The following is a 12,557-nucleotide window of genomic DNA, read 5'->3' as shown; positions in this document are numbered from 1 at the left end:
GCGCCGATAGCATGTTTGATAGATTGATTCGATTTGCCGTTTCTCAGCGCTGGTTCGTCATGCTGCTGACCGTGGCGGCGGCCGTCATGGGCGGCTACAGCTACCTGAAGCTCCCGATTGATGCCGTCCCCGACATCACCAATGTCCAGGTGCAGGTCAATACGGCCGCCCCAGGCTATTCCCCGCTGGAAACGGAACAGCGCATCACGTACCCGATCGAAACCGCCATGGCAGGCATCCCCGGGCTTGAGGAGACACGCTCCATCTCCCGCTACGGCCTGTCGCAGGTGACCGTGGTGTTCAAGGAGCATGTCGATATTTATTTCGCGCGCCAATTGGTCAACGAGCGCATCCAGCATGCCAGAGAGTCCCTGCCGCCCGGCATCACTCCCTCCATGGGGCCGACTTCGACCGGCCTCGGCGAGATTTACATGTGGACGGTGGAGGCGGAGCCGGGCGCGCTCAAGGCGGACGGAACGCCATATAGCCCGATGGACTTGAGGGAAATACAGGACTGGGTGGTCAAGCCCCAGTTGCGCAATGTCGCCGGCGTGAACGAGATCAACACCATAGGTGGCTTTGCCAAGCAATACCAGGTTTCCCCGTTGCCTGACCGCCTGGTTGCGCATGGGCTGTCGATGGCCGACGTCGTTTCGGCGTTGCAGAGAAACAATGCCAACGTAGGCGCGGGCTATATCGAGAAATCCGGCGAGCAGTACCTGATCCGCATACCCGGGCAGGTCCGCAACCTGGACGAGATAGGCAATATCGTCGTCTCAGCCCGCCAGGGCGTACCCGTCCGCATCCGCGACATCGCCGATGTGGGCTTCGGGCAGGAATTGCGCAGCGGCGCCGCCAGCGAAAACGGCGAGGAAGTGGTGATCGGCACCGTGTTCATGCTGATCGGGGAAAACAGCCGCGAGGTATCGGCGGCGGTGGATAAACGCCTGGCGGAGATCAACAAGACGCTGCCAAAAGGCATCGTCACGAAAACCGTCTACGACCGGACTGCCCTCATCGACAAGGCGATCGATACCGTCAGGAAGAACCTGGTCGAAGGCGCCTTGCTGGTCGTGGCCGTGCTGTTCGTGTTCCTCGGCAATATCCGCGCAGCCGTCATCACGATGCTGGTCATCCCCTTGTCCATGCTGCTGACCTTTACCGGCATGCTGGGCAGCAAGGTCAGCGCCAATCTGATGAGCCTGGGCGCGCTGGATTTCGGCATCATCATCGATGGCGCGGTCGTCATCGTCGAAAACTGCATCCGGCATATGGCGCATGCGCAATCCAGGCTGGGCCGCCCGCTTTCGCGGGAAGAGCGCTTCGCGGAGGTCTTCGCGGCGGCAAAAGAGGCCCGTCGTCCCCTGGTCTATGGCCAGCTCATCATCATGATCGTCTACCTGCCGATATTCGCGCTGACTGGGACGGAAGGAAAAATGTTCCACCCCATGGCGTTCACCGTGCTGACGGCATTGCTGGCCGCAATGGTGTTGTCGGTTACCTTCATTCCTGCGGCGGTCGCGCTCTTCATCACCGGCTCCGTGCAAGAAAAAGAAAGCCGTGTTTTACACGGCATGAAGCAAAGATACCCGGACATGTTGCGTTGGACGCTAGCCAACCGGGCTATCGTCCTCACGGCAGCCGCCCTGGCTATCGCTCTGGGCGGCCTGATGGCCAGCAGGATAGGCAGCGAGTTCATGCCCAATCTGAACGAGGGCGATATCCTGGTGCAATCGATCCGTATGCCTGGCACCAGCTTGAGCCAGTCCATGGCGATGCAGCGCGAAATCGAGCATACCATCATGCAGTTCAAGGAGGTGGAGCGGGTCTTTTCCAAGGTCGGCACGGCGGAGATTGCCAGCGACCCCATGCCGCCGAGCGCGGCGGATACCTATGTGATGTTGAAGCCAAAAAGCGCATGGCCCGACCCGCGGCTCAGCAAGAGAGCCTTGATTGCACGCATCCAGCATGCGGTCGAGCTTGTGCCCGGCAGCAACTACGAAATCACCCAGCCGATTCAAATGCGGTTCAATGAGCTGATCTCCGGCGTGCGCAGCGATGTCGCCGTCAAGGTCTTCGGCGACGAAATGGGCGTGATGCAGAACACGGCCGGCCAGATAGCGAGCGTGCTGCGCAGGATTCCCGGCGCGGAGGACGTCAAGGTTGAGCAAACCAGCGGCTTGCCCATTCTGACGATCCAGATCGACCGCGAAAAAATCGCCAGGCTGGGCATCAATGTGGACGACGTGCAGCAAACCATGGCGACTGCACTCAACGGGCAGGCTGCCGGGTATGTGTTCCAGGGCGACAGGCGCTTCGACCTCACGGTCAGGCTGCCGGAGCATATCCGCGTCGATATCGAGGCCATTAAGCGGCTGCCGATACGATTGCCCGATCTTGCGGCGAGGAACTACCTGCCGCTCAGCGAGCTTGCCGAAATCGACGTCGCGCCCGCCCCCAACCAATTCAGCCGCGAGAACGGAAAACGCAGGATCGTGGTCACTGCCAACGTGAGGGGCCGGGATATCGGCTCGTTCGTGCAGCAGGCGCAGCGGCAGATAGAACAGGATGTGGAAGTGCCACCCGCTTACTGGCTGGTGTGGGGCGGCACCTTCGAACAGCTGCAATCCGCCACCCAGCGCCTTGCCGTCGTGATTCCTGTGGCATTGCTGCTGGTGATGGCGCTCCTGTACGCCATGTTCGGCAACATGCGCGACGGCCTGATTGTGTTCACCGGTATTCCGTTTGCCCTGACGGGCGGCATCCTGGCGCTCTGGTTGCGCGGGATTCCCTTATCGGTATCGGCAGGCGTGGGGTTCATCGCCCTCAGCGGGGTTGCCGTCCTCAATGGCCTGGTCCTGATCAGTTTCATCCGGGGCCTCCGGGAGGCCGGAGCCCCCCTGCTCAATGCCATCGAGGACGGAGTCGTCACGCGTTTGCGGCCTGTGCTGATGACGGCATTGGTCGCCTCGTTGGGCTTCATCCCCATGGCAATAGCGACCGGCATCGGCGCGGAGGTGCAACGCCCATTGGCGACCGTCGTCATTGGCGGGATACTGTCCTCGACGATCTTGACGTTGCTGGTCCTGCCCTTGCTGTATTGGATCGTTAACCACAGAGAAGAAGTCCAGCCTTGATTGCGGGCCGGGGTGAACTGGATGCAAGATGAACTTGATGACATTGACCGGAGGCTGACATGGCGGATTGCTGTGAAGACAAATCTTGTGCTGTAGAAGCCTTGGCGGCGCGTCAACGCAAGACCTTGCATATCGTCCTAGCCATCAACCTGGTGATGTTTATTGTCGAGTTATCGTCAGGACTATATGCCGGCTCTTCCTCCTTATTGGCCGACTCCCTGGATAATCTGGGCGATGCCGCGACTTATGCATTAAGCCTGTATGCATTGGGGTACGGGATGCGTACAAAAGCCAGGATCGCCTTGATCAAGGCGGCCTTGATTCTTGGCGCAGGGATATTTGTCCTGGGCCAGGTTTGTTACCGCCTAATGTTTCCGGTAATCCCCGTCTATGAAACCATGGGTCTGATCAGCATCCTGGCGTTGCTGGCAAATGGAGTGTGTTTTGGCCTGCTATGGAAACACCGCCGGGAAGACGTCAACATGAGCTCCGTCTGGGAATGCTCACGCAACGATATTGCTGCCAACCTGTCGGTATTCATCGCAGCCGGGTTGGTCTGGGCAACCGGTTCCGGGTGGCCGGATATCATGATCGGCCTTGGTTTGGCGGTGCTGTTTTTACGATCTGCAGTCCGGGTTTTCAAGCATGCTCAAAAAGAGCTTAGGCAGCCGCCGGTCATCCAGATCATCAGGCGCAAGACGCCAAGATAATTCGTTGGCGATCGAGTTCGAGAAAATCTGAGCGCGTCTCTCAATCGGCTGGCAATAGCGTATTGAGGGCGGCCTGTGAGCAGTGTTCATGAAAAGACATTGATCGGGCGCTAAGACTCTATCATGTGGAATTTCTGCAATACGCCTGAAATAAGCTGGGCGGATTCCTGCATCTTGGCAAGGCAGGCATTCAATTGGTCCTTGTCCAATTTCCCGGTGGAGAATGTAGTGCCTATGCCTGCAATCGGGTAGCCGGTTTGGTCGCAGATCGCCACTCCTAGGCCGCTCATGGAACGGTCAAGCACGATGCCGTCGTAGGTGCTGTAACCGTCCTTGATCGCTTTTTTCACCGCGCTGCGGAAGCCGCGTTCATCGAAACCTTCGATACGGTAGTAACGCGGCAGGTTGAGATTGATCACCGACTCGATCTCATGCAGCGGGAGGCGGGCCAATATCGCCATGCAGCTTGGCGTCAGCCCGAGCGGATAGCGCAGGCCCGCCCGCCCCTTTCCTTCCTTGATGGTCAGTTCGCTCTCGTAGCGGCCGATACAGGTATGATCCAGCCCGGTACGGACGCCTAGGTAGACGACCTGCTTGAGGGTCAGCGCCAAGTCGTTGAGGTATATGGAGGCGATGCGTTCGATGGCGTGGCGGCTGATGGCTGTGTAGCCGAGCGCGGCCAGGCTTGGCCCCAGATTATATAGCTGCGTGCCGGGATCTCGGTACGCCCAGCCAATTTCCATCAGCATATCCATGGTGCGGTGGATGGTGGGGCGGGGCAGCCCGGTTCTTGCGACCAACTGGCTCAGGGAGCTGCCTTTGCTGGATCCCTGCGCAATCACCTTGAGCAGGATGACGGCACGGCTGAGGCTGCCTTTGGCTGACGATTCGTCGATGCTGCTGAAAAGGAATTGGGACTCTTGTTTCATTATCGCTGGCGTTGTGATGCGGCTTGGAACCTTTAGCTCCGACTTGACTTGGCGTCTGTTTATGTTAACACTTTTCAGCAACAGGCCGCTTGAAAGCCGCGATCGAGCCAGGCACGAGTGAGAGCCTTGGCTGGGATATACATAACGAGAGAGTGCAGATGAGTGATTTCTATAGTAAACAGCATCGGCATATACAAGAACGGTTCGAAACCACCCAGCTTGCCGACGCAGTACGCAAGAACATCGTCGCGTCGAGCATTACGGCGTCCCATCGCGAGTTCATCGAAAGCAGGGATATGTTCTTCCTGACCACGCTGGACCACCGGGGCTATCCTACTTGTTCCTACAAGGGCGGCGACCCCGGTTTCATCAGGGTGCTGGACGAGAAGACGCTCGCCTTTCCCAGCTACGACGGCAACGGCATGTTCCTCTCGATAGGCAACATGCTCGCCAACGACAAGATCGGCATGCTGCTGATTGATTTCGAGACCCCCAACCGCATCCGTATCCACGGCACCGCCTCGGTGGATTTCGACGATCCCTTGCTAAGTACCTATACGGGCGCGGAGGTGGTCGTGCGCGTCCACGTCACGGATATCTTCACCAATTGCCCGCGCTATATCCACCGCTACCAGCGCATCGAGCGCTCGAAGTACGTGCCCAGCGCCGAGGAGCCGACGCCGGAGCCCCAGTGGAAGCGCATCGACGACCTGCAGTCCGCACTGCCCGAACGCGCCCAAGGGATAGCGGAGTCGTTGGGCGGCCTCATCAGCCAGGAGGAGTACGCGGACAAGGTGAAGAAAGGCGAAGCCTGATCTAGTGCGCAGCCAGGTCCAGGATGCTGTCCTGGCTCGCCTGCTCCAGTTCGCCAGCCACTTTGCCCTTGCGCAGCACCAGGATGCGGTCCGACAGCTTGAGGAGCTCGGGCAGGTAGGAGGAAATCAGGATGACGATCTTCCCTTGCGCCGCCAGCTCCTGTATCACCTCGTGTATCTTCGCGATGGCGCCTATGTCCACGCCGTGGGTGGGTTCGTCGAAGAAGACCGCCTGCGGCGAGAGGATGAGCGCCCGCGCGATGAGGATTTTCTGCTGGTTGCCGCCGGAATAGGTCGCAACCGCCTGCTCGGCATGCAGGCCGCTGATGCCGAGCTTGGCCGTCCATGCCGCGGCCAGCTCGAGCGCCACGTGGCGTGAATACCAGAACCGCCAGCCCTTGCGCGTTGAAAGCAATGCCAGGTAGAGGTTGTCGGCCACATCCATGGTCGCGAACAGGCCGTCCTCATGGCGGTTCTCGGTGACGTAGACCAGGCCGCTCTCGATAGCCTGTCGGGGGTTGCGCAGACTGATTTCCCAGCCTCGCAGCAAGACCTGGCCCTTGACCTTGGCCTGGTCGCGCGAGGTGCCCGTCGCGGCCCTGGCGATTTCGGTCCGACCTGCCCCGACCAGGCCTGCCATGCCGGTGATGCCGTGGGGAGGGAAGTCCAGCGAGATATCCTCGCCCAAGCCGGGCAGGCTGAGATTGCGCAGCTCTAGCCCGGTGCCCTCAGCGGCGTTGAGCTTGGTATGCGCCGCCGGCCCGGCGTAGCTATCCTCAAGTTGCCGCCCCACCATGTAACGGATCAGGGCGGCGCGATCGAGTCCGCCAACCGGCTGTCGCTGCAGAACGCAACGCCCGTCGCGCAGGATAGTCACCTGGTCGGCGACCGCCAGCACCTCTTCCAGGGCATGCGTGATCAATACGATGGCGACCCCCTGCAGCCGCAGATGGCGCAGCAAGGAATAAAAATAATCCGACTCGGCCTGGCTGAGGCTGGCCGTGGGCTCATCGAATATCATCACCTTGGCCTGGAGGCGGATGGCCCGCATGGTTTCCACAAGCTTTTTCTGGGCGATGCTGAGGTCGGCGACTTCTGTAGCCGGGTCGAGCTCCAACTGGAATTCCCGCAGCAGCCTGCGTACCTGCTCCATGGCGTCATGCGTAGGGTAAAGCCAGGGCTCCTGGCCAAGCATGATGTTTTGCGCGACCGTCATATGCTCGATCAGGCTGCTCTCCTGGTAGATCATCGCGATCCCCGCCTGGATACTGTCGGCAGGGGTGCGGAACGTCATGGGCGAGTGCCGGACCGATAATTGTCCGCTGCTTGGCATGACCGCCCCGGCCAGGATCTTGCACAATGTGGACTTGCCCGCGCCGTTTTCCCCCAGCAGCGCCATGATCTCGCCCGGGTAAAGCTTCAGGCTGACATGCCGCAAGGCATGCTGCCCGCCATATTGCTTGCCGATATCGTGCAGGCTCACCACACAGGCGCGGTTACCCGGCACCCCGGCAGCTGCATGGCCGGATGCAACATCCAAGGGGATGTCCAGCGGCCTGGGCACGCCGGCGCCTGGCAGCGGGGCTGGCACTTTTTCCTGCCTGGCCCTTCCCATGACAGCAATCGCGCCCAGTAGCACGATACCGGTCAGCGTGGCGGACAAGCTGCCGCTGATATTGAAGCGGATCAGGCCGTTAATGAGCAGGAAGATGAAGGCAGTGCCGAGCAGGGCGCGCATGATGGAGCCCTTACCGCCGGAAAGACTGATGCCGCCCAGCACGCAGGCGGTGATGGCCATGAGCTCCATGCCGACGCCGGTGTCGGTGCCCGTACTGTTCTGGCGCGCGGCATACAGGATGCCTGCCAATGCTGCCAGCAAGCCGCTGCAAGCATACGACAGCAGGATGACCCGGTTGACGCGAATGCCCGCATGGCGCGCGGCCTTGTTGCTGGCTCCTACAGCGGCAAGGTAGGTGCCCCACCGGCTTCGTGTCAGCAGCAGGTGCGCCAGCAGGCCGCACGCCGCCAGCACCAGCATGTTGATCGGAATGCCCGCAATCGCGCCGCTGCCGATGAAGTCCCAGGCCTCGCTCTCGTGAGAGGTATCCACCAGGTCCATGGCGTAGGCATCCGACACCCACTCGTAACCTGCGCGTAAGATCAGCAGCATGGCCAGGGTGGTTAGGAAGGGCGGTGTCCTGACATAGCCGATGAGTAGGCCGTTGGTTAGGCCGATCAGGAGGCCGACGGCCAGAGTCAGGGGAATCGCGGCCTCCAACGGCACGCCGTGCAGCTTGAGCAGGAAAATCGCCGTGAAGTTGGCGACCGCAAACACCGCGCCCACGGAGAGGTCTATCCCCCCTGCGATGATGACAATGGCCATGCCCGCGACAATCAGCGCGGGCTCGGCATAATCCCGCAGCAATTGCTCGACATTCATCGCACTCGCGTAGTGTGGCAGCAAGGCGGCAAACACGCCGAACAAGGCCAGCATTGCAACCGCCAGCGCCCAGGCGCCAGGGTCGGCATGTTTCATCCAGCCCGGTTTACGCATGCTCCGTCCTTGCACGTCCGATCACGGCCCTTCCGTACAACGGGCTTATTTCGGCAGGTCGTAGCAATAGTTGCGCTCCTGCTTGCCGGTGACCCAATAATTGTTGGAAAGGATGGTTATGTGCTTGCTGCCGGGCTTGTTGCCGCTTTGCAGCAGGCTGATCACGGCGTTCGACACCTGCTCGCCCTGAACGTCGGCGCGGAAAGACAGAATCTTGTGGAAGAGCTTCTGCTCGACCAGGTCGCAATCCGAACGCGGACCGTCGCTGGAAGCGTATACCTTGACCTTGCCTTGCAGGCCCGCGGTCTTCACGGCCTGGGCCGCGCCCTGCTGCATGATGCCCCAGGAACCGTAAGTGGCGCACAGGTCGGGGTGCTGCTGCAAGGTGGTGGCCGTGATCTGGTTGGCCAGGTTGCTGTCCCACTTGGCCGACTGGGTGGAGACCAGCTTGATGCTCTTGTCCTGCTTGAACACTTCCATGAGGCCCTTGAGCTGGTCTATGCTGTCCGTGGCCGTGGCCTCGCCCTGCACGAAGGCAACCTTGCCGGAGGACTTGCCGCCGCCGCATTCCTTGACGATGTCCCTGGCAATCTGGCGCCCGACATCGACGTAATCCACGCCCACGTAGGCATCGGTCGGCTGGTTGGAAAGCAGGTTGACCTGCACCACGTAAATGCCGTTGTCCATGGCGCGCTTCAATTCCTTGGTCAGCAGCGTGACATTGGCGTTCTGCACGATCAGCACGTCCGGCTTTTGGTTGATCAGGTTGGTGACGGCCTGCAACTGGGCGCTGGTGCTGAAGTTGGGGTCGCGCACCAGGAACTTGACGCCGTACTTCTCGAAGTTCTGCCGCATGGCGGCGGTCCACATGTCACCTATCGGGTTGCCGAGGGTGATCGGCACCCATGCCACGGTCTTGCCCTTGACCGCCTTGTCGAAATCGAGCCGCATCTGGTCGCGCGGCGTGGCGTAAGCCACTGTTCCCGCCGTCAGAGAAAGCATCATGCCGCCGAGTAGTAGCTTGCGTAATGGGTTGTTTTTTTTGGTTTTCATGAATCATCTCCTCTTTGTCAAACTGGTCAAATACTTTGCCGGGCGGACTCCTCGTCCAGCGGGTTCAGGCATTTGTCTACGATGAGCACGGCAAGCAGCACCGCGCCCTTGATCATGTTCTGCAACTGACTGTTGATGTCCATGATGGTCATGGCGTTGAGCAGCACGCCCATGAGCAGTAATCCGGCCATCACGCTCGCCACGCTGCCGCGTGCGCCGGAGAAGCTAGCCCCGCCGATGATCACTACCAGGATCACGTCGAAGATCAGCGTGGAGCTCACGGTCTTGAGGTCGACGATGGCCGTGCCCGACACCATGAGCACACCAGCCACGAAGGCCAGCAGCGCCGAGCTCATGTAGGCCATGAACAGAATGGAGCGGATGGGCATGCCGTAGAGCCTGGCAGCCTCGGTATTGTCGCCATAGGCATAGAGGAAGCGGCCGGGCGTGGTATGCGCCAGGAACAGATGCATGAGGAGGGCGCAGGCGGCAAACACCAGCATGGGCACCGGCACGCCGTGCCAGTTCATCGAGAGCACGGTCAGTTCCAGCTTTTCCGGAGGCAGGTTGATGATCATCGAGGGCAGCACGGTAATCCTGGCCAGGCCGACGAAGATGAAGACGGTGGTCAAGGTGACGAACAGCACGGGAATCTGCAGGCGGTCCACCAGCATGCTGTTGATCGCGCCCATCGCCAGGGCCAATGCCAGCCCGGCCAGCAGGCATAACGGCAGGGGGAACCCCAGGACGATGCCCTTCACCACAATGGCCGATGACACCATGCTGATGCCTACCTGGGAGAGGTCGATGCCGCGCACGATGACGACCGGGATCATGCCGAGCGCCAGGATGCCGAGCACCGACACGCTGCGTAGCAGGGTCATCATGTTGCCCCAGGTGGCGAAAGCGTCCAGGGTCACGGCGAACAAAAGCGCCAGCAGGAGCGCCGCCAGCAATACGGCGGTTTCCTGGCTTATGATGCGGGTTCTAAGGAGGGACTTCATATTCGTGTTATTCATTCAACCAGTCATACGGCTGGCGGCTTCGCCAGCACTTTACTTCATTTCGATGCGTATCCTCTGATTCTCCAATGGAACCATCGCCGGCATCAATCCCATGGCGAGCAGCAGCAATATGGGCAAAGCGAGGCATGCGAAGGAAAAGTGCTTCAGCATCAGCGCGCCTAGCACCGCTCCCACGATAAAACAGGCAATCGCGGCCGTGGATTGCTTCAGCCGCTGGCGTGTCTCTAGTGTCGCATTGGACTTGGCAAGGTACAAGTCGACGAAGTCGATGACGGCCTGTACCAGGTTGCCGGTCATGACAGTGGTAGGCGCGCAACCCGTATGCACCAGTTTGTCCTGGGTATTCTGTACACTCATGGCTGCGACCGCGAACAGGCCCGCGGCGATCAGCAACGGGTCATTCGGGTCATGGTGCGGCAGGGAGGCCAGCGCGGCTACCATGGCCAGCACCAGGAGGGCGGCTTGCGTCAGGCAAAGGATGCGCGTCAGTTCGCACCCGTGCGTATGCAGCCTCAGCACCAGGAGCCGCATCAATGCAATGCTGCCTATGAAGGTGGGGATGGCGAGCAGCTTGAGGGCCATGCCCGGGCTGGAATAGCTCAATGACACGCCTATCATCACGATGTTGCCCGTCATGTGGTTGGCAAACAGGCCGAACAGCGCTGCGAATCCGACGACATCCACGAAGCCGCCGGTAAATGACAGTACACACGCCTTGCTGCGGAGGTAGTTGAACATGATCGCCGATGCCCGAATTTAAGCCTTGCCTGTCCGGACCAAGATCTCGTACTCATCAGGCGTGATGGTGCCGCCCAATGCCTCGGCGATATGCTTGTCGCGCTCCGGTAACGCTTCCTGCAGGTTGTCGATGCGTTTCCACTCGGGCAGCCTGGTCTCGGCGCCGTGGCGCGGTACGTAGTTGGAATCCGCCACGCGCTTGAAGCGGTGGATATAGCGCGAGCAATTGACGAAAAGCTCGGTGATCTCAACCCGCACCACCAGCTCGCTGCCGGCATACTCGTCCAGGAGCGGGTCTTCGCGGTCTATGCTGGCGTCGCCGTGAATGCGGATGCGGTGCGGGACTTCGAAGTCGATCAGCAGCATGCCGACCCGGCGGTTGCGCGTGATGTTGCCCATGGAGAGGAACATGCCGTTTCCGTCGTAGCTGGGGAAGGCAAGTGTCTTCTCGTCGAGCACCTTGATGAAGCCGCGGTCGCCGCCCTTGTAGGAGCAGGACGGGTAGCCGCGGTGGTCTATCGTGCTCAGGAAGAACATGTCCCGGCTTTCTATGAATGCTTTATGCATCTCCTCGATTTTCTGGCTGACGATGTTGTTGTGCACTGCGGCGGCCAGCTTCACGGTCTCGAAATCCTCTTGCAGCGCGAGATGCTGTTCGCCGTACAAACCGTCGCGGTATTGACTGCTATCCATATCGATATCCTCGCTTCATGCCGTTCTCGACTTCATCAGCTTGACCCTGGCTTCCGCCAGGTACACGCCGCCCAGGCCCAGTATCAGCGCCAGGCCGTGGTAGAACAGGAAAGGTTCGCCCAATGTGATCACGGCGAACATGGCGCCCAGCGCAGGAACCAGGCAGGGAAACAGGCTCGCGCGCGCCGGGCCGATCAGTTCCACCCCGCGCATATAGGCAAGTTGCGCGGTCAGGGTGGGGCCGACCGTCACGAACGCCAGCACCCACCAGCCCGTGGCATTGGGCCAATAGGTATAGCCTGCCAACATTTCCGTCAGCAGGAGTGGCAAGGACGTCAGCAAACCGCCTATCGCCATGCCGAAAAAGAATACCAGCGCGGGTAGCGCAGGACGCTTGCGAATCGAGAGCGTATAGACGGCATACAACATGCAGGCGAGGATCATGGCGACGTCGCCCAAGTTGAACGAAAGGTGGAGTAGCGTTTCCAGCCTGCCGTGGGAGGCGATCAACACCATGCTGAACAGGGCCATGAGCATGCCGACCACGCTGGCGCCGCTGATATGCTCCTTGAAGTACAGCCAGGCGCCCAGCATGATGAAAGGCGGCATCGAAGTCTGCAAGAGGGTGATATTGACGGCCGAGGTCTTGTAAGCCGCCAGGTAGAACAGGGCGCTGAAACCGGTGAAGCCCGCAAACCCCAGCCAGAGGAAGCGCCGCCAATTGGCCTGCAATACCGGCCATTCCTTCCGGATAGGCTCGCGCAGGAAAATAGCCAATACCGTGCATACGATCAGCCAGCGGAACATGACCAGGCTCATCGGCGAGATATTGCCTGCAGCCAGCTTGGCGGCGATGGCGTTGCAACCCCAGATCGACGCTGTGTAGAGCAAAAGCAGTACTGG

Annotated in this window: 10 protein-coding genes; 3 read left to right on the top strand and 7 right to left on the bottom strand. The window is 60.3% G+C overall.

The window, feature by feature from the left end:
* Positions 1-11 precede the first annotated feature (11 nt).
* Together ACW4YW_RS06070 and ACW4YW_RS06065 are read left to right on the top strand one after the other, a co-directional pair.
* On the top strand, positions 12-3,137 hold the full coding sequence (locus ACW4YW_RS06070; RefSeq protein WP_457136754.1) for an efflux RND transporter permease subunit: 3,126 nt from the start codon (positions 12-14) through the stop codon (positions 3,135-3,137).
* 101 nt (positions 3,138-3,238) lie between these two features.
* Positions 3,239-3,847: a cation transporter gene (locus ACW4YW_RS06065; protein ID WP_457136753.1), complete on the top strand. Its 609-nt coding sequence runs from the start codon at positions 3,239-3,241 to the stop codon at positions 3,845-3,847.
* 110 nt (positions 3,848-3,957) lie between these two features.
* On the opposite strand, the gene ACW4YW_RS06060 is transcribed toward ACW4YW_RS06065, so the two are convergent.
* On the bottom strand, positions 3,958-4,776 hold the full coding sequence (locus ACW4YW_RS06060) for an IclR family transcriptional regulator (RefSeq protein ID WP_457136752.1): 819 nt from the start codon (positions 4,774-4,776) through the stop codon (positions 3,958-3,960).
* Positions 4,777-4,934: 158 nt separating this feature from the next.
* On the opposite strand from ACW4YW_RS06060, the gene ACW4YW_RS06055 reads away from it, so the two are divergent.
* Positions 4,935-5,591, top strand: a complete 657-nt coding sequence (locus ACW4YW_RS06055) for a pyridoxamine 5'-phosphate oxidase family protein (protein ID WP_457136751.1) — start codon at positions 4,935-4,937, stop codon at positions 5,589-5,591.
* 1 nt (position 5,592) lies between these two features.
* Here ACW4YW_RS06055 and ACW4YW_RS06050 read toward each other — a convergent pair whose 3' ends face one another.
* From ACW4YW_RS06050 to ACW4YW_RS06025, 6 genes are read right to left on the bottom strand one after another with little or no spacing between them, the layout of a single operon-like run.
* On the bottom strand, positions 5,593-8,145 hold the full coding sequence (locus ACW4YW_RS06050) for an ATP-binding cassette domain-containing protein (RefSeq protein WP_457136750.1): 2,553 nt from the start codon (positions 8,143-8,145) through the stop codon (positions 5,593-5,595).
* A 45-nt stretch (positions 8,146-8,190) separates the two neighbouring features.
* Positions 8,191-9,198, bottom strand: a complete 1,008-nt coding sequence (locus ACW4YW_RS06045; RefSeq protein WP_457136749.1) for a sugar ABC transporter substrate-binding protein — start codon at positions 9,196-9,198, stop codon at positions 8,191-8,193.
* A 26-nt stretch (positions 9,199-9,224) separates the two neighbouring features.
* Positions 9,225-10,202, bottom strand: a complete 978-nt coding sequence (locus ACW4YW_RS06040) for an ABC transporter permease (RefSeq protein WP_457136748.1) — start codon at positions 10,200-10,202, stop codon at positions 9,225-9,227.
* A gap of 51 nt (positions 10,203-10,253) precedes the next feature.
* On the bottom strand, positions 10,254-10,961 hold the full coding sequence (locus ACW4YW_RS06035; RefSeq protein WP_457136747.1) for a YoaK family protein: 708 nt from the start codon (positions 10,959-10,961) through the stop codon (positions 10,254-10,256).
* 18 nt (positions 10,962-10,979) lie between these two features.
* A complete protein-coding gene (locus ACW4YW_RS06030; protein WP_457136746.1) occupies positions 10,980-11,654 on the bottom strand; it encodes a pyridoxamine 5'-phosphate oxidase family protein in 675 nt (224 codons plus the stop codon).
* A 15-nt stretch (positions 11,655-11,669) separates the two neighbouring features.
* The gene (locus ACW4YW_RS06025) at positions 11,670-12,545 is read right to left on the bottom strand and encodes a DMT family transporter (protein WP_457136745.1); all 876 of its coding nucleotides are present in this window, start codon (positions 12,543-12,545) and stop codon (positions 11,670-11,672) included.
* Positions 12,546-12,557: the final 12 nt, after the last annotated feature.

It is taken from the genome of Methylobacillus pratensis (genome assembly GCF_054072455.1).
This window is presented reverse-complemented; position numbering and strand designations above follow the sequence as displayed.